Here is a 25,285-nt window from a genome sequence, read left to right as displayed (position 1 = left end):
GCTGCTCAATCCCTGGAGCGTGCGGCCTGCCGCAGTCGATCTGCCGGCGGGAGGCCGGCAAGTGGACCGACGGCGGCGATCGTTGGCTGGTGGCCGAGCAGGGATCGTCCGGCAGCGCGAACATCCTCGAGCGTTACGGCATCGAGCCGGTGCGCCAATTCCTCACGCGGAATCGCACGTCCGAAGACGAGCACCTGACGGGCCATCTGTTCCAGCTTGCCGCCGGGGCTTTCAAGCGAAGCGAGCAGCCCGACCTTCATCTGGGCCCGGGCGCGCGCAACCTCGACCTCTGTCACATCTTCGGCAGCCTGCCGCAGGCAACCGAGGGCAACGTCGATCAGCTCGCCGGCATCTTCCGGTGCCGTGCCGGCGCTGATTCCGAACACGCCGCAATCGGAGAAGGGCCAGTGGAAGGCGTCGATCGAATAGGCGAGGCCGCGCTGTTCGCGCACCTCCTGGAACAGCCGAGAGGACAACCCTCCGCCGAGCACGGAGGAGAACACCTGGAGCGGGTAGTGCGCGCCGTCCCGGAAAGGCTGGCCGGGAAAGCCGAGCACCAGATGGACCTGCTCCTCGTCGCCCTCGATGCGCGCTTCGCCGCCCCGGTAGTGACCGTCCTCGCGCGGGAAGGCCGCAACAGGCTTGCCTGGAAGGCTGGCGAGCCTGTCGCGCGCCAAGGCGACGAGCTCATCGTGATCGACGGCGCCCGAAGCAGCCAGCACCATGTTGCCGGCATGATAGTGCCGCGCCAGATAGGCCCGGATGGCGTCGGGCGTGAAGCTATTGACCGTCTTCGCCGTTCCCAGGATCGGGCGGCCGAGAGGCTGATCCGGAAAGGCGGCTTGCAGGAAGCGGTCATAGACGAGATCGTCCGGCGTATCCTGAACCGCGCCGATCTCCTGCAGGATGACCCCCTTCTCGCGAGCGAGTTCCTCGGGCGCCAGGGCAGGCGATGTCAGGATATCGGCCAGGATGTCGACGGCGAGCGCAAGGTCGGATCCCAGAACCCGAGCTGTGTAGCAGGTGTATTCGACGCTGGTCGCGGCGTTGAGATCCCCGCCGACGCTTTCGATCTCCTCGGCGATCTCTCGGGCGCTGCGCCGCGCCGTGCCCTTGAAGGCCATGTGCTCGAGCAGATGCGCCAGGCCGTGCTCGTCCGGAAGCTCGTCGCGCGCGCCGGCACCGATCCAGATGCCGAGCGAAACGGTAGAAGCATGGTCCATGCGCTGCGAGACGATGCGCAGGCCGGAGGGCAGGATCGTCAGGTCGACCTCTGGGTCATGTGCACCCGGCGAGCGCGGTGCAGGCGTGGCCAATTCGGCGATCTCGGCCGGCCCCGTCGCGATCATGCCGCCGCTCCCCTTACCGTCCGGGCGTTCTGCCGAATGAAAGCCTCGATGCGTCCCTGGTCGTTCGGCAGCACGGTGAAGCGCTCCTTGCGCTCCATCAGATCGCCGAGATGGGGTGGCAGGACGGGCGTGACACCGCTCGCCGCCGCAACGGCCGCCGGGAACTTGGCGGGATGCGCCGTGCCGAGCACGATCATCGGCGTCGCGGAATCCGCCCTCAGGCCACGGCGCGCGGCTGCGACGCCGATTGCGCTATGGGGATCGAGCAGATAACCGGCTTCGCGCCAGGTGCGGCCGATCTCGCCGGCGACCTCCGCCTCGTCGACCGTGCCGGCGTCGAACTCGGAGCGGATGCGGGCGAGCGGCCCTGGCGCGATCTCGAACCGGCCGGATTGCTGCAACGACTGCATCAATCGGCGCACGGCGGCCCCGTCGCGGTCATGGGCCTCGAACAGCAGGCGTTCGAAATTCGAGGAAATCTGGATGTCCATCGAAGGGGAGGTGGTGGCCGCGACGCCGCGCATCTCATAGGCGCCGCTCTCGAGCGTGCGCGGCAGGATGTCGTTGCTGTTCGTCCCGATCATCAGGCGCTCGATCGGCAGACCCATGCGCTTGGCGACCCAGCCGGCGAGCACGTCGCCGAAATTGCCCGTCGGCACGGCGAAGGAGACCTTGCGCCCAGGCGAGCCGAGGGCGACAGCCGAGGTGAAGTAGTAGACCACCTGCGCCGCGATGCGGGCCCAGTTGATCGAATTCACGCCGGAGAGGCGCAGCTCGTCGCGGAACGTATGGTGATTGAACATCGCCTTGGCGAGGTTCTGGCAATCGTCGAATGTGCCCTCGACCGCGATGGCATGGACATTGGGCGAGTCCACCGTGGTCATCTGCCGCCGCTGCACGTCCGAGACGCGCCCCTGCGGATAGAGGATGAACATGTCGACCCGCTCGAGCCCCTTGAAGGCGTCGATGGCAGCACCGCCCGTGTCGCCGGAGGTTGCGCCGACAATGGTGGCGCGCTCGCCGCGTTGCACCAGCACATGGTCCATCAGCCGCCCAAGCAGCTGCATCGCCACATCCTTGAATGCCAGCGTCGGGCCGTGGAACAGCTCGAGCACGAAGAGATTGTCGCCGAGCTGCGTCAGCGGACAGGTGGCCGGATGCCGGAATGTGGCATAGGCCTCGCGGATCATGACGCGCAGCGCCGCCGTCTCGATATCTCCGTCGGCCAGCGCGCCGATGATGCGCTCGGCAACTTCGGTATAGGGTTTGCCGGCGAAGCCCGCGATTTCCTGGGCTTCAATTCTGGGCCAGGCCTTCGGGACATAGAGGCCGCCGTCGCGGGCGAGCCCGGCGAGCAGGGCGTCGGAAAAGGCGAGGGAGGGCGCTTCCCCCCGGGTGGAGACATGCAGCACGGTGTCGCTCTCTGTGGTCGTGCTGCTGCTATAGGCCGGGAGCGCAGCGAGGGCAAAGGTTGCGCGCCCGCGGTCTGGTCGCGGCGGGCAAGTTCAGTTGCGCTTCTGTCGCCGGGCCTGCCAGGCGAAGGCTATGAAGACACCGATCAGGGTCAGGGCCAGTCCAAACCAGGTCAGCGCGTATTGCAGGTGGTTGTCGGGAATCCGTCCGATCAACTCCTTCACATCAACACCGGCCGGCGGCGTCAGCCCGTCTCCCTGACGCTCGAGCTCAAGATAGAATGGCGCGGCCGCCAGGCCGAGGGAGGATGCAATGGCGGCCGGATCACGTGTGAAGAACTCGCGATTGGCCGGGAGGTCGGCTGGAGTAAAGCTGTTGCGCGCTTCGGGCGCGCGCAGGAAGCCGGTCACGGTTGCCGGTCCGGAGGCGGGCCTGATCTCGCCCAGGCGCGCTTCCGGCACGAAGCCGCGATTGATCAGGATGACGCCGCCGGCATCGAGCCGGAACCCCTGAAAGATCCAGCGGCCGAAGCCGGAGAGCTGGCGCGTTCCTGGTGCGCCCGAGGCAATCGTGGTGCGCACGCCGGCGAAGGGACCGTCGACGTAACGTCCGGATGCCGCGACCCGCGTCAGGTCGAGTTTCGCAGGATCGAGCGAGCTCCATTGCAGCTCGGACGGCAGGGACGCCGGCGGGCTCGCCGCCTGCGCTTGCAGGCGTTCGATGAAGCTGTGCTTCTCGCTCATCCGCAGGAGCTGCCAGCTCCCCAGCGTGCAGAGCACCAGTGTTCCGCAGATCGTCAGGATCGCGGGCAGGAGGAGGCTCGGGTGCCTTGTGCTGTCGGGCATAGTCTCCGCGCTCACTTCTCTCGCCGGCCTTCCTCGGCCTTGTGGGTGTATTGCAGCGCGACCGCGAGCCCCTTCATCGGTCGCAGAAGCGCGAGGCAGACGATGATGGCCAACGGCAGCCAGATCGAGAGATGCACCCAGATCGGCGGCTCATAGGCGATCTCGACAGAAAGTGCGGCGCCAAGAACCGCGAAGCCCGCGATCAGCATGATGAACACGGCAGGACCGTCGGCCGAGTCGGCGAAGGCGAAATCAAGCCCGCACGCGGCGCAGCGTGGGCGCAGCTTCAAAAACCCGTCGAAGAGCTTGCCTTCGCCGCAGCGCGGGCAACGGCCGGAAAGGCCGGTCGCATAGGGCGAGGGGCTGATATGCTCGTACTCTGCCATCATGGTTTCCCGTAAAAAACAAAGGCGGCCTCGCGGCCGCCTTCGGGATTGTCTTGAGGCGGCCGCTCAGTGCGCCGCGGCCGATCCGGCGCCGGACGCCCAGACATAGATCGCGGCGAACAGGAACAGCCACACCACGTCGACGAAGTGCCAGTACCAGGCCGCGAACTCGAAGCCGAGATGCTGAGCCGGTTTGAAGTGACCGAGATAGACCCGGTACAGGCAGATCGCCAGGAAGATCGTGCCGATGATCACATGGAAGCCGTGGAAGCCGGTCGCCATGAAGAAGGTCGCGCCATAGATATGGCCGCTGAAGGCGAAGGTGGCATGCGCGTACTCGTAGCCTTGGACGATCGAGAACAGGCAGCCGAGCAGCACGGTGAGCCAGAGCGCCTGCTTCAGGCCCTTGCGGTCGTCGTGCAGCAGCGCGTAATGCGCCCAGGTCACGGTGGTGCCCGAGGTCAGCAGGATCAGCGTGTTCAGCAGCGGCAGGTGCCAGGGATCGAAGGTCTGGATGCCCTTCGGAGGCCAGACGCCGCCGGTGAAGTCGTGGCGGGCGTACTGGATGGCCTCGCTGCTGAAGAGGCTGGCGTCGAAGAACGCCCAGAACCAGGCGACGAAGAACATCACCTCGGAGGCGATGAACATCAGCATGCCGTAGCGATGGTGAAGCTGGACGACGCGGGTGTGATGCCCCTCGTGCTCTGCCTCGCGCACCACGTCCATCCACCAGGCGAGCATGGTGTAGAGGACGCCGAGCAGGCCGACGCCAAAGACCAGCGGGCCGAGATGCATGCCGGCGACGGCCATCGCCTTCATCCACATGACCGCGCCGATGGCCATGATCGTCGCGCTGCTCGCGCCGACGAGCGGCCACGGGCTCGGGTCGACGAGATGGTAATCGTGGTTCTTGGTATGGGCCCCGGCCATCTTACTTTGTCTCCGCGTCCGACTCTGCTGCGCAGCGCTTGGTGCTGTCGCAGTCCTTATAGTTTCGACTTGCCCGCGTCACCCTTGCCATCCGCGACCGGCTGGCCGGCCTTGGACGGGAAATAGGTGTAGGACAGCGTCAATGATTTGACCCCGTTGAGATCGCGGTTCTGCTCGATCTCGGGGTCGACATAGAACACAACCGGCGCTTCCAGCGTCTCGCCCGGCTGCAGCGTATGCTCGGTGAAGCAGAAGCATTGCAGCTTGACGAAATAAGCGGCCCCCTGCGTCGGCGTGACGTTGAAGGTCGCGATGCCGGTGGAGACCCGGTCCGTCGTGTTGGTGATCTTGTAGAACACCGTCTGCGTCTCGCCGATGCGGAAGGTGATCTCGGAGCTCTCCGGCTCGAAGCGCCAGCCCAGGGCCGGCGCGACATTGGCGTCGAAACGCACCGACATCTTGCGGTCCAGGATACGCCCGGCGGCTGCGGTCCCGACCATCGGCGTGCCGCCGAAGCCTGTGACCTTGCAGAACAGGTCGTAGAGCGGCACGGCTGCGAAGGCGAGACCGGTCATGCCGACAGCGACGCCGGCGCAGATCAGAGCCGTCCGGCGCATTCTCGCATTCTGACGGTTCGATGGCGTCGCGGTCATTACAGCGGCCTGTTCATGATGGCCGGCCCGGTCTTCACCAGCGTCACCACGAAGAAGAAAATGACCAGGCCTGCGAGGACCAGCGCCAGCGCGACCGAGCGGCGCCTGCGGCGTGCCATGTCCTCCGGAGAAAAGGCCGGCGGAATATCGCGTTTCGGAGCTTCGCTCATCCCAGCACCTTGGGCAGGGCCCACATCAAGCCGAGGCTGTTCTCGGCCAGCAGCACAGCGAAGAGCAGGAAGAGGTAGAGGATCGAGAAGCCGAACAGCGCATAGGCGGCCTTGTGGGCGGCTTCGCCCTCAGTCACGCGCAACACGCGGAAGGACAACGCGATCATCGCAAGTCCGGTCACCACCGAGACGATGAGATAGGCCAATCCGCCGAATCCCATCAGGGCAGGCAGCACCGCGACCGGGGCCATGACCAGCGAGTAGGCCACGATCTGCCGGCGCGTCGCGGCAGGGCCGGCGACATTCGGCAGCATCGGGATGCCGGCGCGGGCATAATCGCCCGACTTGACCAGCGCCAGCGCCCAGAAATGGGGCGGCGTCCAGAGGAAGATGATCGCGAAGAGCACGATCGAATGCAGGCCGAAATCGCCGGTCACGACCGCCTCGCCGATCATCGGCGGGAAGGCCCCGGCCGCTCCGCCGATGACGATGTTCTGCGGCGTCGAGCGCTTCAGCCACATCGAATAGACGACGGCGTAGAAGAAGATGGTGAAGGCCAGCATCGCCGCCGAGAGCAGATTGGCGACAAGGCCGAGCACGATCACCGAGCCGACCGACAATGTCAGCCCGAAGGCGAGCGCCTCCGAGGGCAGGATCCGCCCGGCGGGAATCGGACGCTTGGCGGTCCGTACCATCAGCGCGTCGATATCGGCGTCGTACCACATGTTCAGGCAGCCGGAGGCGCCGGCGCCGACCGCGATCGCAAGCAGCGAGGCGAGGCCGATCACGGGGTGAATCGTGCCGGGGGCCGTCGCCATGCCGCCAAGCGCCGTGACGACGACAAGGAACATCACCCGTGGCTTCAGGAGTGCGAAGAAATCGCGCGCCTCACCGGTGGAGCTTATCGCGCCATCGGTGCGGGAAACGAATCTGTCGAACGCAGCAGACATCGGTCTTGTCGATTCACTCTTTGCGACGGCCGCCAGCGGCCGTGGGGAATGAGAGGGGGCGGTTTTGCCGCCCATCTCCGGAACGCCGCAGGTGGCGCTCGGGGGAGGGGCGGCGGCGGGCCGGAGAGCCCGCCGCCTGATGGATCAGTGGTCCGAGCCGACGATGCGCGGCAGGGTCTCGAACTGGTGGAACGGCGGAGGCGAGGACAGGGTCCATTCCAGCGTCGTTGCACCTTCGCCCCACGGATTGTCTCCGGCGAGCTGCTTCTTCGTGAAGGCGACGATGACGCCGTAGAAGAAGATCAGCAGGCCGGCAGCGAAGATATAGGAGCCGATCGAGGACCAGAAATGCCAGCCGGCGAAGGCATCCGGATAGTCCGCATAATGACGCGGCATGCCGGCAAGGCCGAGGAAGTGCTGCGGGAAGAACAGCAGGTTGGCGCCGAAGAAGGCGACCCAGAAGTGCAGCCTGCCGATCCAGTCCGGGATCACATAGCCCGACATCTTCGGGAACCAGTAGTAGAAGCCGGCGAAGATGCCGAACACGGCGCCGAGCGACAGCACGTAGTGGAAATGGGCCACGACGTAATAGGTCGCATGCAGCGAGCGGTCGACGCCGGCATTGGCCAGCACCACGCCGGTCACGCCGCCGACGGTGAACAGGAAGATGAAGCCGATCGCCCAGAGCATCGGCGCGGTGAAGCGCAGGCTGCCGCCCCACATCGTCGCGATCCAGGAGAAGATCTTGATGCCGGTCGGCACCGCGATCACCATCGTGGCGAAGACGAAGTAGCGCTGCGTGTTGAGCGAGAGACCGGCGGTGTACATGTGGTGCGCCCACACGATGAAGCCGACGACGCCGATCGCCACCATCGCATAAGCCATGCCGAGATAGCCGAAGATCGGCTTCTTCGAGAAGGTCGAGATGATGTGGCTGACGATGCCGAAGGCCGGCAGGATCATGATGTACACTTCGGGGTGACCGAAGAACCAGAACAGGTGCTGGTAGAGCACCGGGTCGCCGCCACCGGCCGGGTCGTAGAAGGTGGTGCCGAAATTGCGGTCCGTCAGCAGCATGGTGATGGCGCCGGCCAGCACGGGCAGCGACAGCAGCAGCAGGAAGGCGGTGACCAGAACGCCCCAGGCGAACAGCGGCATCTTGTGCATGGTCATGCCAGGCGCGCGCATGTTCAGGATGGTGGTGATGAAGTTGATCGCGCCGAGGATCGAGGCGGCGCCCGCGAGATGGAGAGCGAGAATACCGAAATCGACCGAGGGACCGGGGTGGCCCGACGACGAGAAGGGCGGGTAGATCGTCCAGCCCGTGCCGACGCCATGGGCGCCAGGCGCGCCTTCGACGAACATCGAGATGACGAGCAGCACGAAGCCGGCGACGGTCAGCCAGAACGAGATGTTGTTCATGCGCGGGAAGGCCATGTCCGGCGCGCCGATCATCAGCGGCACGAACCAGTTGCCGAAGCCGCCGATCACGGCGGGCATGACCATGAAGAAGATCATGATCAGACCGTGTCCAGTGACAAAGACGTTGTAGCTCTGGCCGTTGGCGAAGAACTGCAGGCCGGGCTGCTGCAGCTCGATGCGCATCATGATCGAGAGGAAGCCGCCGACCAGACCAGCCATGATCGAGAAGATCAGATAGAGCGTCCCGATGTCCTTGTGATTGGTCGAGAGCAGCCAGCGCCGCCACCCGGTCGGGTGGGCGTGGGCGTCATCATGTCCGTGTGCGTGGGCGTGGGCGCCCGGAGCCGCAGTTGCCATGGATTCGTCTCCTCGTGCGAAATCTGTTCGCGTGAGTTCTGTCAGATCTGGTTCGTTCACTCGGCCGCGGCGGCGACCTTGCCGGCGGCGTCGCCGGCGCTGGCGAATTTCTTCTTCGATTCGGCAAGCCAGGCCGCATAGCGCTCGGCGCTCACGACACGGAACGCGATCGGCATATAGGCGTGGTTCTGCCCGCAGATGAACGAGCACTGGCCATAATAGATGCCTTCGCGATCGGCGCGGAACCAGGTCTCGTTGAGGCGGCCGGGGATGGCGTCGATCTTGATGCCGAAGGACGGCACGGTGAACTTGTGGATGACGTCGGCGGCGGTCACCTGGACGCGCACGATCTTGCCGACGGGCACGACCGCCTCGTTGTCGACTGCGAGCAGGCGCGGAGCCTCGGCTTCGGCGATCTTGTTGCCGGCGATTGCTTCGGCGCGCTGCTTCTCGTCGAGCATCAGCGAATCGAAGCCGAAGGCGCCGCCGTCCTGCGGGTACTCGTAGGACCAGTACCACTGCTTGCCGGTGACCTTAACGGTCAGGTCCGACTGCGGAATCTCGAGCTGGAGTTTGAGAAGGCGGAAGGAGGGGATGGCGATGACGACGAGAATCAGGACCGGGATGACCGTCCAGGCTACTTCCAGCAGCGGATTATGCGTCGTCTTGGAGGGGACGGGGTTCTTCTTCTCGTTGAAGCGCCACGCGACGTAGATCAGCAGCGCCAGCACGAAAATCGAGATCGCGAAGATGATCACGTTGAGCCAGTCATGGAACCAGTGGATGTATTCCGCGACTTCGGTGGCGGCGCCCTGCAGATTCAACTGCCAGGGCGAAGGCATGCCGGTGCCGGCCAGCGCACTTTCAGGAAGAAGCGTCGTCGCGCCCGCGGCGAGGGCCGCTGCGGCCACTGTTGCAATGGTCCTGCTCAGAAATCGCATCGGTCCGACATAGCTCCTGTGATCCCGTCGCGGCCCGCTGTCCTTGTCTATGCGGCCCACGCGCAACGAGGCCGGCTGATCGGCCCGCCTCGTTCTTCGGCATTGCGATAAATCAAAGATCACGCTTGCGCCAGAGGGGCAATGCAGGCCTTCCACGCAGCCCGTGCGGCATAATCGCGCGAGGTCTTGGCCCCAAGAAGTGGTTCGATTGCGGCTCTGTCCTTGACAGGGCGGGGGCTGCATGGTCCCAACGCAGGCACATTCGGAGCGTGATTGTTTTGTGTGGAAGCCCTTTTGGTATCCCTCAAAACATGGATCGCCCTCTCGAATATGATTAGAGACGGATGGCGGTTTTGTTGGAATCGGACGAACGATTCCTGCAAGGGCGATCCGGCTCCAGGGGGCGATGTCCGGCTATTCGTGCCGGTTTGAAGGGAATGACGGGGATGGGCAAGTTCATCGGACCTGTCTTCGCGGCCGCGCTGGCGGCCGTGGGCGTATGTCTGGGTTCGAGCGGCGTGGCTTTCGCCCAGGGCGCCGTGAAGTCGACGCATGGCGATTGGCAATTGCGCTGCGAGGTGCCGCCAGGCGCCAAGGCCGAGCAATGCGCTCTCGTGCAGAATGTCGCGGCCGAGGACCGGCCGAATCTGACGTTGCTGGTCATCGTGCTGAAGACGGCTGACCAGAAGAGCCGGCTGTTGCGGGTCGTGGCGCCGCTCGGAGTGCTGCTGCCGTCGGGGCTCGGCCTCAAGATCGACGACAAGGATATCGGCCGCGCCGGCTTCGTTCGTTGCCTGACCACGGGCTGCGTAGCCGAGGTGGTGATGGACGATACGCTGCTCGGCCAGCTCAAGGCCGGAAAAAGCGCCACATTCATCGTATTTCAGACACCGGAGGAGGGCGTGGGTATCCCCGTCTCGCTTTCCGGATTCGGGCCTGGCGTGGAGACCCTGCCGTGAATGATGTGATGCCTCGCCGGCTGACTATGCTGGCTGCCTCGATGCTGTGCCTTGGCCTCGCCGGTTGCGGGTCGCGTTCGTCTTCGGGCGAACAGAGCGGCATGCAGACCCTGAGCAATATCGTGATGTTCCAGTCGACCAAGCCGCCTCCGCCCGTGGAGCGTTCGAAGGCCGATGAGGAGCAGGACTTCGTCTGTCCGGCCGTGACCATCGCCGATGGGGGGGCTGCCATTCGCGCCCAGTCCGGGACCGATAGCGGCAGCCTCCGGCACCAGATCTCGATCCTGAACGTGGCGCGCGAGTGCACGCCGACGGGCGGTGGTGGCTTCAGGCTGAAGGTCGGTGCCGAAGGCCGTGTGCTGGCCGGTCCGGCGGGTGGCCCAGGCAGCTATTATGCGTCGATGAGCACGCAGGTCCTGCGCGGGACGACCGTCGTTGCGCGCCGTGCGGCGCGCGTCGGCGGCACGATCTCGTCCGGCCAGGCGGGTACCGACTTCAGCCATATCGAGGACGGCATCGTCGTCCCGCCGGGCAAGGGCGACGTCGAGATCATCGTCGGCCTCAACACCGCTGGGGCTGCGGCGCCGGCTCGCGCGCGGCGCCGGTAGTCCCGTTGCCGCGATCGGCACCGGTGTTTGCCGTGAACTGAGGCAAGGCGCCGATTGACTCGAAGGCGGCGTCTTGTATCTGTGCTGACGCCGCATCATCCCCGCGGGAGAGACCGGGCCCGGACTTGTCCAGGCCCGGCGCCGAAGGCGCAACCGCCCCGGAAACGCTCAGGCAAACGGACCGCGTGGGAATTGGCGCTCTGGAAAGCGGCGGATGCAAGTCCGCCCACCGACGGGTGTAACCTGTCCGGCTGATCGAGCCGGTTCGGGGAAATCTCTCAGGTCCCAAGACAGAGGGGGCGCGCTCCGGACATTCCGTCCGGGGCTTGCGCTCGATTCTGGAAGGGGCCGCCATGGCTGCCGAAGCCGTTGAAGCTGATGCCGCAGGCGCCGAGGCGCTGCTCAAGACCCCGCTTCATTCCCGTCACGTCACGCTCGGCGCCCGCATGGTGCCCTTCGCCGGTTATGACATGCCAGTGCAGTACCCGATGGGTATTCTCACCGAGCATAACTGGACGCGCGAGAAAGCTGGGCTCTTCGACGTCTCGCATATGGGCCAGGCCTTTCTGCTCGGGCCCGATCACGAAACCACGGCGCGCGCGCTGGAGGCTTTGGTCCCCGCCGACATCGTCAATCTCGCCCCCGGCAAGCAGCGTTATTCGCAGCTCCTCGATGAGAATGGCGGCATCCTCGACGATCTGATGGTGACGCGCTCGATCGAACCCGACGAGGATGGCGCTCTCCTTCTCATCGTCAATGCCGCCTGCAAGACGGCCGACTATGCCCATATCGAGGCGCGCCTGCCGGCCAATGTGAAGCTCGTCCGCGCGGAACATCGCGGGTTGATCGCGCTGCAGGGGCCTGCCGCCGCCGAGGCTCTCGCCGCGCTGGCGCCCGAGGCTGCCGAGATGGGCTTCATGAGCGCGCGCAGCATGAAGGTTGCAGGCGTCAAGGCCAATCTCAGCCGCTCCGGCTATACCGGTGAGGATGGCTACGAGATTTCCGCTGCGGCAAACAGGATCGGCGAGATCTGGGACGCGCTCCTGCTCGATCCGCGCGTCAAGCCGATCGGACTTGGTGCCCGCGATTCGTTGCGACTCGAGGCCGGGCTTTGCCTCTATGGGCACGACATCGACACCACGACCTCGCCGGTGGAGGCCGGGCTGAACTGGTCGATCCAGAAGCGCCGACGCGAGGAAGGCGGCTTCCCGGGCGCTGTCCGCATCCAGCGCGAATTCGCCGAAGGTGTTTCGCGCGTCCGGATCGGGCTCCTGCCCGAGGGCCGCGCTCCTGCCCGCGAGGGAGCCGATATCGCGACGCCGGAAGGCGAGATCGTCGGCAAGGTCACATCCGGCGGTTTCGGCCCGACGCTCAACGCGCCCTGTGCGATGGGCTATGTCGCAAAGGCCCACTCGGCTCCCGGTACACGCCTTGATCTGATCGTGCGCGGCAAGCCGTTGGCGGCGACCGTCGCGCCGATGCCCTTCGTGCCCAACCGTTACAAGCGCTGATTCCCGACCTTATCCCGATCAGGAGGACCATCATGGCCGAGACCCGTTACACCAAGGACCACGAATATATCCGCATCGAGGGTGACACCGGCACCATCGGCATTACCGACTATGCCCAGGGCCAGCTTGGCGATGTCGTCTTCGTCGAGCTGCCTTCTGTCGGCAAGGCGGTCGTCAAGGGCGGCGAGGCTGCTGTGGTCGAGAGCGTCAAGGCCGCGTCCGAGGTCTATGCCCCGGTCTCGGGCGAGGTCGTCGCGGTCAACAGCGAACTCGAGGCCGCGCCTGGCGCGGTCAACGAGGATCCGGCCGGCAAGGGCTGGTTCGTCAAGCTGAAGCTGACCAACCCTGCTGAACTCGAGAGCCTGCTCAGCGAGGCCGAATATCAGGACTACGTGAAGACGCTGTGAGCAGCGCTTCATTGCCTGTGACCTGAATGTCCGGTGCCGGGCGTGCGCTGCGCCCGGTCCTGGAATGATCAAGGAAAGCCCGATGCGCTATTTGCCCCTCACCGACACCGACCGCGAGGATATGCTCGCGCGCATCGGCGTTCCCGATATCGACACCCTGTTCAGCGACGTGCCAGCCGGCAAGCTGCTGAAGGCACCCGTCGACCTGCCGCGCGCCAAGGGTGAACTCGAAGTCGAGCGCATCATGGGCCGGATGGCCGCCAGGAATGTCGCAGCTTCCGCGGCTCCGTTCTTCGTTGGCGCGGGCGCCTACAAGCACCATGTTCCGGCGACCGTCGATCACCTGATCCAGCGCTCGGAATTCCTGACCAGCTACACGCCCTATCAGCCCGAGATCGCGCAGGGCACGCTGCAATACCTCTTCGAATTCCAGACCCAGATCGCCGCGCTGACCGGCATGGAGGTCGCCAACGCCTCGATGTATGACGGCTCGACCGCGACCGGCGAAGCCGTGTTGATGGCTCACCGCGTCACCAAGCGCCGCAAGGCGGTGCTGTCGGGTGGTCTGCATCCTCACTACACCGACGTGGTGAAGACCCTTTCCGGCATGGCGAGCGACGAGGTCGTGGCGCTCGCACCCGATGTCGCCGCCAAGGAGGACATCCTCGCGCAGATCGACGATCAAACATCCTGCGTCGTCGTCCAGTCTCCGGACGTCTTCGGCAATCTCCGCGACCTGAAGCCGATCGCCGACAAGGCTCATGCCCATGGTGCGCTTCTGATTGCCGTCTTCACCGAAGTCGTGTCGCTGGGCGCGGTCACGCCTCCGGGGGCGATGGACGCCGATATCGTCGTCGGGGAAGGCCAGTCGATCGGCAATGCGCTGAACTTCGGTGGCCCCTATGTCGGCCTCTTCGCTGCCAAGTCGAAATACTTGCGCCAGATGCCGGGCAGGCTCTGCGGCGAAACGATCGATGCCGACGGACATCGTGGCTTCGTGCTGACGCTCTCCACCCGCGAGCAGCATATCCGGCGCGACAAGGCGACGTCGAACATCTGCACCAATTCCGGCCTCTGCGTGTTGGCCTTCACCATTCATATGACCCTGCTCGGCGAGGCCGGGCTCTCGCGTCTGGCCGAGCTCAATCACGCCAATGCCGTGAAGCTTGCCGACATGCTGGCCGGCGTGACGGGGGTGAAGCTGCTCACTGAGAGTTTCTTCAACGAGTTCACGCTGAAGCTGTCGAAGCCAGCGGCCGAGGTCGTCGAGGCACTGGCCGAGAAGGGCGTGCTTGGCGGCGTGCCGGCCTCGCGCCTGCTGCCGGGGGCCGGGCTCGACGATCTGCTGATCGTCGCCAATACCGAGATCAACACGGATGAGGATCGGGCGGCCTTCGTGGCGACGCTCGCGGAGGTGCTGTGATGCTGAACCGTCAGGGACGTCCCACCCAGGCTGCTTCCTCCGTGGATCACGGCCGCGAGACCTTCACCGGCAATCGCGCGCTGCAGCAGATCGAGCCGCTGATCTTCGAGATCGGCCATCATGAGACGACAGGTGTCGACATCGAGAAGCCGGTGCCGTTCAAGAGCCGCCTCGGCAAGCATGCGCGCAAGGACGGCATCGGCCTGCCAGGTCTCTCCGAGCCGGAGACGATGCGCCACTACGTGCGTCTCAGCCAGAAGAACTACGGCATCGACACCGGGCTCTTCCCGCTCGGCTCCTGCACGATGAAGCACAATGCCCGCCTCAACGAGAAGATGGCGCGGCTGCCGGGCTTCTCGGATGTTCATCCGCTCCAGCCGGTCTCGACCGTGCCGGGCGCGCTCGAGCTGATGCTGGAGCTCGCGCGCTACCTGATGACGCTGACCGGCATGCCGGCCGTGGCACTGTCGCCCAAGGCCGGTGCCCATGGCGAGGCCTGCGGCATGATGGCGATCAAGGCCGCCATTGCCGCCAAGGGCGAGGGCGAGACACGCAAGGTCGTGCTCGTGCCGGAATCGGCGCACGGCACCAATCCGGCGACCGCGGCGCTGATCGGCTTCGAGGTCAGGTCCGTCCCGGCACGCCCGGATGGCACAGTAGCAGTCGAGGACGTCAAGGCCCTGCTCGGGCCGGACATTGCCGCGATCATGCTGACCAACCCCAATACCTGCGGCATCTTCGAGCCGCAGATCGTCGAAATCGCCGCTGCGCTGCATGCGGCCGGCGCATATTTCTATTGCGACGGCGCGAATTTCAACGCCATCGTCGGCAAGGCGAAGCCGGGCGATCTCGGCGTCGATGCCATGCATATCAACCTGCACAAGACCTTCTCGACACCGCATGGCGGCGGCGGTCCGGGCGCCGGTCCGGTCGTGCTGTCGAGCAGGCTCGCTCCCTATGCGCCCGTGCCGTTCATCCATGTCGAGGGCGGTGCGGCGCGGCTTGTGGAGCACGCCAGCGACGCGCCGGCGGGCAATGATCCCTTCGGTCGCATGACCGCCTTCCACGGCCAGATGGGCATGTATGTGCGCGCGCTCGCCTATATGCTGAGCCATGGTGCCGACGGCATGAAGCAGGCCTCGGAGGATGCGGTGCTGAGTGCCAATTACATCCGCGCCGGCCTGTCCGACCTGATGTCTCTGCCCTTCCCCGACCACCCCTCGATGCACGAGGCGCTGTTCGACGATGAGTGGCTGAAGGGCACCGGAGTCACCACGCTCGACTTTGCCAAGGCGATGATCGACGAGGGCTATCACCCGATGACGGTGTATTTCCCGCTGGTCGTCCATGGCGCGATGCTGATCGAGCCGACCGAGTCGGAGTCAAAGGCCTCGCTCGACCTCTTCATCGCGACGCTGCGCGACCTGGCCATGGCCGCGAAGGGCAATGACAAGGCTCGCTTCACCGCGGCGCCGCACCACGCCCCGATCCGCCGTCTCGACGAGACGCGCGCTGCCCGCCAGCCGATCCTGAAATGGGTGAAGCCGGAACCGATTGCAGCTGCGGCGGAGTAGGATTCTCAATCGATGGGGCAGCCATGGAATGCTGCCCTATCGTCACCTTCCCTCGGTCTTAAGCATTCTTTGACCATGTGCGAGGATGATTCCCTTGGTGCGTGTTTTCGCGCCTTGGGAACAGTCGATGTATTGCTCTTTTGTCCGGAGCTCCGCAGTTGCCGTTGCCGCTCTCATTTTGACGGTCGGCGTCGCGCGTGCGCAAGAGCCGAGCTACGGCCCCAACACCTATGACCGCACCCTTGAGGCGCTGGTCACCCATGAGGAGATCGCGTCGCGCGGCGGCTGGCCCAGGCTCGTCGGCAGTGTCTCCGCCTTGAAGCCGGATTCGCAGGGGCCCGACGTCGTTGCGCTGAAGCAGCGCCTGATGTTGAGCGGAGATCTGCCGCCGACGGCCTTGCCGGGCGATATCTATGACGCTGCGACGATCGCAGCCGTGAAGCGCTTCCAGGTCCGTCACGGCCTGTCCGATCTCGGAACGGTCGGCCGCCTGACGCTCAAGGCGCTGAACGTTCCCGTTGAAGTCCGCCTGAACCAGCTCACTGCGACCCTGGAGCGGCTGAAGAGCAACGGCTTCGTCTTTGCAGAGCGCTATGTCGTCGTGAACATTCCCGGCGCCAGCGTCGAGGCGGTCGAGAACGGCGTGGTTCAGCGCAAGCATCTCGCGGTCGTCGGTCGTCCTGATCGGCCTTCGCCGGTGCTCCAGGCCAACATTACCTCGGTGAACCTCAACCCCTACTGGACCGTGCCGACCTCGATCGTGAAGGCCGACATCATCCCCAAGATGCGCAAGGAGCCCGACTTCATCGTGAAGTCGAACATGCGCCTTCTCGGAGCAGAAAATCGTGAGATCGATCCGGCGACTGTGAATTGGGCGAGCCTGACCTCGCCTTATTTCACCGTTCGGCAGGATTTCGGTCCGCTCAACGCGCTTGGTCAGCTCAAGATCGACATGCCGAATACCGAAGCGGTCTACATGCACGACACGCCGAAGAAGACGCTGTTCCGTTCGGATGTCCGTTTCAACTCTTCCGGCTGCGCCCGCATCGAGGGTGTGCGCGACCTCGCGGCCTGGCTGCTTGAAGGGACCGAATGGACCGAGCCGGCGATCGAGGCCGAGATCGCCAAAGGCGAGCGCAAGGACATCCGGCTGAAGAAGGCGGTACCCGTGGCCTGGGTCTATCTGACCGGCTGGCAGGGCGCCGACGGGCTGGTCCAGTTCCGCGAGGACATCTATGGGCTCGACACCCCGCAGGGCATCGTCACATCGACGATCCAGGCGCGCAAGCCCAAGCCGAAGGTGCAGCCTGCCAAGCTCGAGGCTCGTCCGGCGCCGGCTGCTCCGAGCCCGCTTGTGGCGCCGGCCAGGGCCGCGACGGTGAAGGCGGTCACCGCCGTCAACTGAGAGACATCAGGGCGCCCGCAGGATCGCCATCACTTCGCTGATGGCTCGGGAGCGCGCCGCGGCATCCGTCCCGATCGTCACCTTGCCGTCTGGGCGCTGCGAATAGGCCGCGTTGCGCTCCCGAAGCCGCAGATCTGGATGGTCGAAATCATGATAGGCGCCAGCGAAGCCCACGAAGCGTGCGCCGCCTTGCTGCGCCAGCGCCTCGCAGGGCGCCGCTGGCGTCCAGTCATCCGCCAGTCCCTGAAGGATCGTTGTCGGCACCCGAGTGTGCCAGTCGCGCTTCAGCATGACCCTGCAGCCAGGATAGAAGGCGATGACGGCCCGAAATCCCCTGGGGCCCGCGGCCGCGCGATTGCCGGCGACGTGGAGCGCCGTCGAGCCGCCATTCGACCAGCCGATCAGATGGATCCCGGCGGGTTTGGTGAAGGGTTGACTGGCGAACCAGTCGGCCGCGCCGAATGCATCGCTGGCGCGATCCGCCGGTCGCAGCGCACGTTCGCGATCATTGCAGAGCGCGACGATCCCGCGTGGTCGAAAACTGTCGGGCAGGAGCACGACGAAGCCGGCTGCGACCAGCCTGGCGCTCCAGTCGCTCTCGCGTGCGCTGAGCCCTCCAGAGGCCCGCCAGAGGCCGCTGCAGCCATGCAGGGCGACCACGGCGGGGAAGGGGCCTGGTCCAGCGGGTTTGACGACCCAGCCGGTCAGGGCAGTGCCGTCGCGTGACGGGAATGTGATCTGCTCCATCGCGCGGGCCGGCATGGCGCAGGCGAGCATTGCGATCGTGGCCAGTGCCAGGCGAGCGATCAGGATGGTGGCTCCATCTCGGCAGGGTTCGACTTGCGTGCCAGAGCTCGACACGGCGCGGGGTGTGAAAACGACAACGCCGCAAACCCGAAGGTTCGCGGCGTCGTATTCCCTTGCGGCACTGATCGCTCAGTTCAGCTTGGATTTGATTTCCTTCAGACCGGTGGCGAACAGGCTTTCGCCGGCCTTGCCACCCATCTGGCTGCGCAGGATGCCTTCGGCGGCCAGCGTAGCGGCCTCGGCAGCGGCAGCGCGGACTTCCGCGGTAGCCTCCATCTCGGCCTGCGCGATCTTGTCTTCGGCGGACTTGGTCCGGCGGGTGACGAAATCGGCGAGCTTCTCCTCAGCCTCGGTGGCAAGGCGGATCGCCTCGTCCTTGGCTGCGGCGACGATCGCCTCGGCTTCGCCCTCGGCGGCCTTGCGCTTCGCCTCATATTCGGCGAGCAGCTTGGCAGCCTCCTGACGCAGCCGGCGGGCTTCGGAAAGCTCGCGGGCAATCTTCTCGCCACGCGAGTCGAGCGCGCTCAGAAGCGACTTGTGGACGCCAAAATACCCCAGAATGCCGAGGAAGATGACGAGGGCAACCGCAACCCAGACGGTATCCATGGTTCGGTCTCCTCAGGCGCTCAGGACGGACTTGACCGCGGCAGCGGTCTCGGCGTCGGTCGGGCTCTGACCCGTCAGCTTGCCAACGATCTCGGCGGCAGCGCCGGCAGCGATCGTCTCGACATGCTTCATCGCGGCGGTCTTGCGATCCGCGATTGTCTTCTCGGCGGCTGCGAGCTTGGCGCCGAGCTCCGCTTCGGTCGCGTGACGCTTGGCATCGGTCTCGCGAGCGCTGGCAGTGCGAGCCTCCTGAGCGATGGCCTGGGCGTTGCGACGGCTTTCGGCGAGCGCCTGCTCATGGTCCTTGGCGACGGCCTCGACCTTGGCGTGGATCTCGGTTGCCTGGTCGAGATCGCGAGCGATCGTCGTGCTGCGCTCGGCAAGAACCTCGCCGACACGCGGCAGGGCGACCCGCGACATGAGCCAGTAGAGCGCCCCGAAGCTGATCGCGAGCCAGAAGATCTGACTGGCGAAGAAGGTCGGGTCGAAGGGTGGAAAAGCGCCCTTCGCGAACGCCGTGTCGGCCGAAACCGCCATAACGCTGGCGGCGGCTGATACGACCCCGATGCGCTGTGCGCGGGAAGCGCGAACCTGCATGGAACGCCTCTGAAGGTTGCGTCAACGAATGACGGCTCCGCGGCGCATGATAACGCCTGCGGAGCCGCAGTGAATGCTCGTCAGACGACGAAGAGCAGAACGAGCGCGACGACGAACGCGAAGATGCCGAGACCTTCCGCGAGCGCCGCGCCGATGAAGGCGCGCGGGAACTGGCCGTCGGCAGCCGACGGGTTGCGCAGGGCGCCGGACAGGAAGTTGCCGAAGATGGTGCCGACGCCGATAGCGGCGAGGCCCATGCCGAGGCTGGCGAGACCAGCGCCGATATACTTAGCTGCGACGGGATCCATAGTCTTTCTCCGATGTAAAACAGTTGAGAGTGGTGGAAGGGTGAAGTCTCGCGAGCTCGCCCGGTCAGTGTCCGGGATGAAGAGCGTCGTTGAGATAGACGCAGGTCAATATCGCGAAGATATAGGCCTGCAGAGCGGCGACGAGGAACTCAAGCGCGGTCAGCGCGACTGCCAGGAACAGCGGCAGTGGCGCCAGGGTGGCGTAGACGCCGGCGCCCGTCAGGGCGACGACGAAGCCGCCGAAGACCTTGAGCGCGATGTGGCCGGCCAGCATGTTGCCGAACAGACGCAGGCTGAGCGAGATCGGGCGCGAGACGAAGGAGACCACCTCAATCGGCACCAGGATGATCAGCATCAGCGGGTGCACGCCCGACGGCACGAACAGGCCGAAGAAGTGGCTGCCATGTTTCATGACGCCGTAGACCAGCACGATGCTCATGACGAGGAGCGCGAAGGCAGCCGTGACGACGACCTGGCTCGTGACGGTGAACGAGCCCGGGACCATGCCGAGCAGGTTCGCCGTCAGCACGAACATGAAGAGCGAGAAGACGAAAGGGAAGAAGCGCATCCCGTCCCGGCCCATCACGCCTGTGATGGTGGACGCGACGAACTCGTAGAGCATCTCGGCGAGCGACTGCAGGCGGCCCGGAACCGTCGCCCGCTGGCTCGAGCCATAGATCATGATGGCGGAGATCACCGCGACGGCCACCACCATGAACAGCGAAGCATTGGTGAAGGACAAATCGAGGCCGAACGGCCGCAGGCCCAGGATCGGCTTGATCTCGAATTGGTGGATCGGATCGATTCCGCCGCCAGCCGCCATAAGTCACCCCTAAATTGCCCCGGTTCGGGGCACTGCAAACACATTCAACGTTCCGGTTCGCCGCCCTTCGGTGAGGAAGGGCGCATTCCGAGCCGATAGGCGGAGCGCAGGCCGGCGATGGTTCCGATCACCAGGAAGGCGATCAGCAGGAACGGCGACGTTCCCAACCACCGGTCGCCGAAATACCCGATCAGGGCACCAGCGATAACGCCGCCAGCCATATCCGTGGCCGCGCGAAAACCTGATGACATTGCGCCAGCAAGCGCTTTGTCGGGACCCGCCTTCTCTGAATCCGCCTTCTCGGCGGCTTCGACACGCCCGAGGGCGGCCTTCAGCGAGTCCAGTCTTTCCCGCAACTTCGGATCGGAGCCGTTCGGGTCGGATTCAGACATCAGCAACTCCCTACCGACCGTGTCATGGCCACGACCGCGTCCGAAATTGCCGCGAACCTGTCCGGACCCGCAGGCCGAGCCGTTGTCAGCGCGTTTCCTTTATTGTCCGCTCCGGCGACTGTCAAGGCAGGGGGATTGGTGTTAAGTTATTGAAAATATTTGATATTAGCGCTGTGTGCGGCATTCTTGCCGCATTGCGAACCCGAATGTGGCTTTTTTTCAGACGGCTTCGCGGATTTGTTCCGCGGTTGCGAGGTCGACCGAGACCAGTTGGCTGACCCCTCGCTCGGCCATGGTCACGCCGAACAGCCGTTCCATGCGCGCCATTGTGATGGGGTTGTGGGTGATCAAAAGGAAGCGTGTCTCGGTATTCCGCGCCATATCGTCGAGCAGATCGCAGTAGCGCTCGACATTGGCGTCGTCGAGCGGCGCGTCGACCTCGTCGAGCACGCAGATCGGCGAGGGGTTGGTCAGGAACACGGCGAAGATCAGGGCGGTCGCGGTCAGGGCCTGCTCGCCGCCGGAGAGCAAGGTCATCACCTGCGGCTTTTTGCCCGGGGGGCGCGCGAAGATTTCCAGCCCGGCCTCGAGAGGATCCTCCGAATCGACCAGCCGGAGCTCAGCCGTGCCGCCGCCGAACAGGATGCTGAACAGGCGCTGGAAATGCCCGTGCACCACTTCGAACGCGGCCAGCAGCCGCTCGCGGCCTTCGCGGTTCAGCGCGCCGATGGCCTGACGCAGGCGCCGGATCGCCTCACTCAGGTCGTCGCGCTCCCCTGTCAGGCCTGCACGTTTGGTCTGGATTTCGGCGAGCTCATCCTCGGCGCGCAGGTTCACGGCGCCGAGACGCTCGCGTTCGGCCCTCAGCCCCGCGAGGCGGCCTTCGATGTCGGCGGGATTCGGCAGCGCGTCGCCCGGCTTGATCAAAGTCAGTTCCTGGAGGCCGGCGAGCCCGGTCTCGAGCCCATCCTCGATCTGCCGCTCCACGTCGGCCAGGCGCTGTCGGGCGGCCTCGAGGCGCGCATCGGCCGAGGCACGGACCTCGCGCGCACCGGAGAGGGTTTCCAGTGCCGCTCTGGCCTGCCGATCGGCTTCAGCCTGGGCGGTCTCTGCGGCGGCCAGGCTGTCTGCCGCCTCGCGGCGCGCCGTCTCCGCCGCCTCGATCTCGCCGACCAGGCGCCGGCGCTCGACCAGGAAGGTATCCGGCGCTTCGAGCAGCGCCTTGCGTTCGGTCTCCGCCGTCGCGATGCGCCGTTTCGTCTCATCGGCGGTCTGGGCACTGGTCTTGGCTCGCTCCTGCCAGGCCTGGATATCGGCGGAGATCGTGGCGCGGCGACGCTCGCGAAGCTCCGCCTCTCGCGCCAGGGTCTGGACGCGGGCCCGTGCATCCGAAGCGGCTGCACGCTGCTCCCCGAGGGCGGCGCGCGCTTTCAGGAGGGCGCTCTCGAGCTCCGTAGCCGGCGCCAGCGCGGCCAGCGCCTCTTCAGCTGCAGAAGCCTGGGCCGTTGCCTCCGCGATCGCCTGGCCAAGGCGGGCGACGGCCTCATTGAGCGCCGAGCGGCGTGCGGCTGTCTCGCTCGCCTTGCGCTCGGCGCCTGCGAGCCGCTCTCGGGCTTGATCCAGATCGCGCCGCGCGAGCCGCACGGATTCGACGGCGGTCGTTTCAGCCTGCGAGGAGGCGCGAACCGCCTGGCTGGCCGCATCGAGGCCCTGCCGCGCAAGCTCCGCAGCCCCGCGCGCGGCCTCCGCCTCGCGTTCGAGGTCGCCAAGCCGGTTCTTTTCGGCGAGGCGCCGGGCCGCCGGGGAGGGGGCCTCCGCAGCGCTGGTGAAGCCGTCCCAGCGCCAGATGTCTCCTTCGCGCGAGACCAGGCACTGGCCGGGCTGTAGCGAGGCGCGAAGCCGCGGGCCCTCCTCGCGGGGGACGATGCCGACCTGAGCCAGGCGCCGCGCCAGTGCCTGCGGCCCGCGCACATGCCGGGCCAGCGCCTCGGCGCCATCGGGAAGGGCAGGGTCCCCGGCAGCCTTGCCCATATCGCGCCAATGAGCCGGTGCAGCTGTATCGGAGGCGGCGTCGAGATCATCGCCAAGTGCCGCACCAAGCGCGGTCTCGTATCCCTTCGTGACGCTGATCGATTCGAGGATCGCCGGCCAGCGGTCGCCGGCCGCTGGTGCCAGTAGTTTCTGCAGCGTGCGGATTTCCGTGTCGAGGCGCTGGGCCGTGCGATCGGCCTCGGCCAGCGGCGCGCGCAGCCGGGTTTCGTCTTCACGGGCTGCACCAAGAGCCGTTCTTGCGCTGGCCGCGGCGGCATCGGCCTCCCGCATGGCCTGCTCGGCCAGGGCGTGCGCGCCCTTCAACCTGTCGAGCTGGGCGGCGGCATCATCCGCGTCGAGCGCGGTGAGGTCGCGCCGCAACTTGTCCCGCTCCGAGGCACTCCTGGCCTCGCGGCCCTGAGCATCACGGAGCGTCCGCTCCATGGCATCGCGGCGGGCTGCGAATTCGGACAATCTTGCCTGCGCCGTGGAATGCTCGCCCTCTGCCTGAAGCAGGATCGTTTCAGCCTCTGCCAGCGAGGCGCCTGCACTCTCTCCCACGGTCGTGGCTGCGCTGGCTTCGCTGGCAAGCGCCTCATCTTCCCCAGTCAGCCGTGCGAGGCTTTCCGTGGCATCGTCGGCGACGCGGTCCTGGCGCGTGAGATCGCTCTGCAGTTCGGTCAGGCGCTTGCCAAGTTCATCTGCGCGTTGTTTGGCGCGCCTGTTGGCGGCCTCGAGCTCGTCGAGGCCGCGCTTGAGCCTGACCAGCGCGGCCGCGGCGGCGGCCTCGGCCTCGCGCAGCGGCGGCAGCGCATGCGCCGCCACAGCCTGACGGCGTGCCGCCTCGGCCTGGATGCCCGTCTGTTCGGCAACGCCGCGGACGGCCGCTTCCAGGGCCCGGTCGGCAGCGGCCGCATGGTCGCGCGCGTCGCGATGGGCGATCAGCGCCAGCGTGGCCTCGGCGCGGCGGATGTCGGCGGCAAGGCTGCGATAGCGCCCGGCCTGCCGTGCCTGCCGCTGCAAGGCATCGACCTGCGTGTCGATCTCGCCGAGGACGTCCTCGAGCCGCGTCAGGTTCTCCTCCGCCCCCCTGAGCCGGAGCTCGGCCTCGTGTCGTCGGCTGTACAGGCCCGCAATACCGGCTGCGTCTTCAAGGATGCGGCGGCGGGACTGCGGCTTGGCGGCGATCAGCTCGCTGATCTGCCCCTGCCGCACCAGTGCCGGCGAGCGGGCACCGGTCGCCGCATCGGCAAAGAGCAGTTGCACGTCGCGGGCGCGCACCTCCTTGCCATTGACACGATAGGTCGAGCCTTCCTCGCGCTCGATCCGGCGGGTCACTTCGAGGACATCGGTATCGTTGAAGGCCGCTGGAGCCTTGCGGTCGCTATTGTCGAGGGTGAGCGCGACTTCGGCCATGTTGCGGCCGGGACGTTCGGAGGAACCAGCGAAGATGACGTCGTCCATGCCGGACGCGCGCATGTTCTTGAACGAACTCTCGCCCATCACCCAGCGCAGGGCTTCGACGAGGTTCGACTTGCCACAGCCATTGGGTCCGACGATTCCCGTCAGTCCGGGCTCGATCAGGAATTCGGACGGCTCGACGAAGGTCTTGAAGCCGGTCAGCTTGAGGCGCGTCAGATGCATCGACGCGCCTCAAGGTCCAAGCGGGCAGAATGGCGCGTGGGCTTAGCCGGCCAGCAGCGGCTCGAGGATCTTGTCGAATTCCGCGATCGAAAGCGCACCTGCACGCTTTTGCCCGTTGATGAAGAAGGTCGGCGTCGAGTCGACACCAGCCTTGGCCCCGCGATCCTTCACTTGCGTGACGGCGTCATAGATATCCTGCCGTTTCAAGCAGGCTTCGAAAGATTCCTGTGTGAAACCGGCCTGCTTCACCATCGCGGCCAGCGCGTCGACCGGCTTCTCGGTGAAAGCCCAGTTGCGCTGCTGGTCGAACAGCAGGTCCGACATCGGATAATATTTGTCGTTGCCGTTGCAGCGCGCCAGCATGAAGCCCGCGGTCGCCAGCGGGTCGAGCGGGAATTCGCGCAGCGTGAAGCGCGCCTTGCCGGTGTCGATGTATTTCGCCTTCAGCGCCGGCCAGGTATCGCGATGGAAGGTCGCGCAATGGCTGCAGGTCAGCGAGGCGTATTCGATGATGGTGACCTTGGCGTCGGGCTTGCCGAGCCAGACATCGCCCAGCGGGCCGGCGACGGCGAGATCGGCAGTCGAGGATTGCGCCCGGGCCGGAGCGGAACCCAGCATCGCGGCGGCTGCGATCCCGGCCGCGCCGGTCAGAAGCTGTCGCCTGTTCGTCATCGTGCAATATCCTAAGGGGCCAAATCGGTGTCGGGACCATAGTGGTCAACACGAATGTGGCAAGATCGGTTCGCGGGCAATGACGGCTTCCTCACGAAGCCG

25 protein-coding genes and 1 riboswitch are annotated in these 25,285 nt (G+C 65.9%); of the genes, 7 read left to right on the top strand and 18 right to left on the bottom strand.

Annotation, left to right across the window (positions count from 1 at the left end):
• Window positions 1-5: 5 nt before the first annotated feature.
• The 10 genes from FG93_RS01415 to coxB form a co-directional block, all read right to left on the bottom strand.
• On the bottom strand, window positions 6-1,349 hold the full coding sequence (locus FG93_RS01415; RefSeq protein WP_081881232.1) for a pitrilysin family protein: 1,344 nt from the start codon (window positions 1,347-1,349) through the stop codon (window positions 6-8).
• Complete coding sequence (thrC, locus tag FG93_RS01410) at window positions 1,346-2,761, bottom strand: threonine synthase (protein WP_043231063.1); 1,416 nt, start codon at window positions 2,759-2,761, stop codon at window positions 1,346-1,348. The genes FG93_RS01415 and thrC overlap by 4 nt, the downstream gene beginning before the upstream one ends.
• A gap of 93 nt (window positions 2,762-2,854) precedes the next feature.
• The gene (locus tag FG93_RS01405) at window positions 2,855-3,622 is read right to left on the bottom strand and encodes an SURF1 family protein (protein WP_152579251.1); all 768 of its coding nucleotides are present in this window, start codon (window positions 3,620-3,622) and stop codon (window positions 2,855-2,857) included.
• Complete coding sequence (locus FG93_RS01400; protein WP_152579250.1) at window positions 3,619-3,996, bottom strand: DUF983 domain-containing protein; 378 nt, start codon at window positions 3,994-3,996, stop codon at window positions 3,619-3,621. The genes FG93_RS01405 and FG93_RS01400 overlap by 4 nt, the downstream gene beginning before the upstream one ends.
• A gap of 63 nt (window positions 3,997-4,059) precedes the next feature.
• Window positions 4,060-4,923 (bottom strand): cytochrome c oxidase subunit 3, encoded by an 864-nt coding sequence (locus FG93_RS01395; protein WP_043231057.1) that lies wholly within the window; start codon window positions 4,921-4,923, stop codon window positions 4,060-4,062.
• A gap of 56 nt (window positions 4,924-4,979) precedes the next feature.
• On the bottom strand, window positions 4,980-5,576 hold the full coding sequence (locus FG93_RS01390) for a cytochrome c oxidase assembly protein (RefSeq protein ID WP_043231054.1): 597 nt from the start codon (window positions 5,574-5,576) through the stop codon (window positions 4,980-4,982).
• Window positions 5,576-5,746, bottom strand: coding sequence for a hypothetical protein (locus FG93_RS32770; RefSeq protein ID WP_043231051.1), 171 nt, complete (start codon window positions 5,744-5,746; stop codon window positions 5,576-5,578). The genes FG93_RS01390 and FG93_RS32770 overlap by 1 nt, the downstream gene beginning before the upstream one ends.
• Window positions 5,743-6,696, bottom strand: a complete 954-nt coding sequence (locus FG93_RS01380) for a heme o synthase (RefSeq protein WP_043231048.1) — start codon at window positions 6,694-6,696, stop codon at window positions 5,743-5,745. The genes FG93_RS32770 and FG93_RS01380 overlap by 4 nt, the downstream gene beginning before the upstream one ends.
• 144 nt (window positions 6,697-6,840) lie before the next feature.
• Window positions 6,841-8,475 (bottom strand): cytochrome c oxidase subunit I, encoded by a 1,635-nt coding sequence (gene ctaD, locus FG93_RS01375; RefSeq protein WP_043231045.1) that lies wholly within the window; start codon window positions 8,473-8,475, stop codon window positions 6,841-6,843.
• 56 nt (window positions 8,476-8,531) lie between these two features.
• Window positions 8,532-9,317, bottom strand: a complete 786-nt coding sequence (coxB, locus tag FG93_RS01370; protein WP_244448476.1) for a cytochrome c oxidase subunit II — start codon at window positions 9,315-9,317, stop codon at window positions 8,532-8,534.
• A 545-nt stretch (window positions 9,318-9,862) separates the two neighbouring features.
• Here coxB and FG93_RS01365 point away from each other — a divergent pair.
• The 7 genes from FG93_RS01365 to FG93_RS01335 all read left to right on the top strand — a co-directional run bounded on the left by FG93_RS01365 (window position 9,863) and on the right by FG93_RS01335 (window position 17,303).
• Entirely contained in the window at window positions 9,863-10,375 is a 513-nt protein-coding gene (locus FG93_RS01365; protein ID WP_043231038.1) for an invasion associated locus B family protein, read from the top strand.
• On the top strand, window positions 10,372-10,983 hold the full coding sequence (locus FG93_RS01360) for a hypothetical protein (protein WP_152579248.1): 612 nt from the start codon (window positions 10,372-10,374) through the stop codon (window positions 10,981-10,983). The genes FG93_RS01365 and FG93_RS01360 overlap by 4 nt, the downstream gene beginning before the upstream one ends.
• Window positions 10,984-11,077: 94 nt before the next feature.
• Window positions 11,078-11,177, top strand: a riboswitch (glycine riboswitch).
• A gap of 159 nt (window positions 11,178-11,336) precedes the next feature.
• Window positions 11,337-12,494: a glycine cleavage system aminomethyltransferase GcvT gene (gene gcvT, locus FG93_RS01355; RefSeq protein WP_052513321.1), complete on the top strand. Its 1,158-nt coding sequence runs from the start codon at window positions 11,337-11,339 to the stop codon at window positions 12,492-12,494.
• A 32-nt stretch (window positions 12,495-12,526) separates the two neighbouring features.
• Window positions 12,527-12,901: a glycine cleavage system protein GcvH gene (gene gcvH, locus FG93_RS01350; RefSeq protein ID WP_043231035.1), complete on the top strand. Its 375-nt coding sequence runs from the start codon at window positions 12,527-12,529 to the stop codon at window positions 12,899-12,901.
• 82 nt (window positions 12,902-12,983) lie between these two features.
• Window positions 12,984-14,324, top strand: a complete 1,341-nt coding sequence (gcvPA, locus tag FG93_RS01345) for an aminomethyl-transferring glycine dehydrogenase subunit GcvPA (protein ID WP_043231714.1) — start codon at window positions 12,984-12,986, stop codon at window positions 14,322-14,324.
• The gene (gcvPB, locus tag FG93_RS01340; protein ID WP_043231032.1) at window positions 14,324-15,898 is read left to right on the top strand and encodes an aminomethyl-transferring glycine dehydrogenase subunit GcvPB; all 1,575 of its coding nucleotides are present in this window, start codon (window positions 14,324-14,326) and stop codon (window positions 15,896-15,898) included. Before gcvPA ends, gcvPB begins: the two co-directional genes overlap by 1 nt.
• 127 nt (window positions 15,899-16,025) lie before the next feature.
• Window positions 16,026-17,303 (top strand): murein L,D-transpeptidase, encoded by a 1,278-nt coding sequence (locus tag FG93_RS01335; RefSeq protein WP_052513187.1) that lies wholly within the window; start codon window positions 16,026-16,028, stop codon window positions 17,301-17,303.
• A gap of 6 nt (window positions 17,304-17,309) precedes the next feature.
• Here the strand turns inward: FG93_RS01335 and FG93_RS01330 are convergent, their stop codons facing one another.
• The 8 genes from FG93_RS01330 to FG93_RS01295 form a co-directional block, all read right to left on the bottom strand.
• Window positions 17,310-18,164, bottom strand: a complete 855-nt coding sequence (locus tag FG93_RS01330) for a dienelactone hydrolase family protein (RefSeq protein ID WP_152579247.1) — start codon at window positions 18,162-18,164, stop codon at window positions 17,310-17,312.
• Window positions 18,165-18,239: 75 nt separating this feature from the next.
• Entirely contained in the window at window positions 18,240-18,716 is a 477-nt protein-coding gene (locus FG93_RS01325; protein WP_043231029.1) for an ATP F0F1 synthase subunit B, read from the bottom strand.
• 12 nt (window positions 18,717-18,728) lie between these two features.
• Window positions 18,729-19,313 carry a hypothetical protein gene (locus FG93_RS01320; protein WP_081881229.1) on the bottom strand — a complete coding sequence of 195 codons (585 nt, stop codon included), beginning with the start codon at window positions 19,311-19,313 and terminating at the stop codon, window positions 18,729-18,731.
• Window positions 19,314-19,393: 80 nt separating this feature from the next.
• Window positions 19,394-19,621 carry a F0F1 ATP synthase subunit C gene (locus FG93_RS01315; RefSeq protein ID WP_043231023.1) on the bottom strand — a complete coding sequence of 76 codons (228 nt, stop codon included), beginning with the start codon at window positions 19,619-19,621 and terminating at the stop codon, window positions 19,394-19,396.
• 64 nt (window positions 19,622-19,685) lie between these two features.
• Window positions 19,686-20,444 carry a F0F1 ATP synthase subunit A gene (locus FG93_RS01310; protein WP_043231021.1) on the bottom strand — a complete coding sequence of 253 codons (759 nt, stop codon included), beginning with the start codon at window positions 20,442-20,444 and terminating at the stop codon, window positions 19,686-19,688.
• Window positions 20,445-20,488: 44 nt separating this feature from the next.
• Complete coding sequence (locus FG93_RS01305) at window positions 20,489-20,836, bottom strand: AtpZ/AtpI family protein (RefSeq protein ID WP_052513183.1); 348 nt, start codon at window positions 20,834-20,836, stop codon at window positions 20,489-20,491.
• Window positions 20,837-21,055: 219 nt separating this feature from the next.
• Window positions 21,056-24,511, bottom strand: coding sequence for a chromosome segregation protein SMC (gene smc, locus FG93_RS01300; protein ID WP_043231019.1), 3,456 nt, complete (start codon window positions 24,509-24,511; stop codon window positions 21,056-21,058).
• A 42-nt stretch (window positions 24,512-24,553) separates the two neighbouring features.
• Window positions 24,554-25,183, bottom strand: coding sequence for a DsbA family protein (locus FG93_RS01295; RefSeq protein ID WP_043231016.1), 630 nt, complete (start codon window positions 25,181-25,183; stop codon window positions 24,554-24,556).
• Window positions 25,184-25,285: the final 102 nt, after the last annotated feature.

The sequence above is a fragment of the Allobosea sp. LC85 genome (genome assembly GCF_000735605.1).
Classification (GTDB): Bacteria; Pseudomonadota; Alphaproteobacteria; order Rhizobiales; family Beijerinckiaceae; genus Allobosea.
The sequence above is the reverse complement of the archived record's forward strand: the minus strand, read 5'-3'. Positions and strand labels throughout refer to the sequence as shown.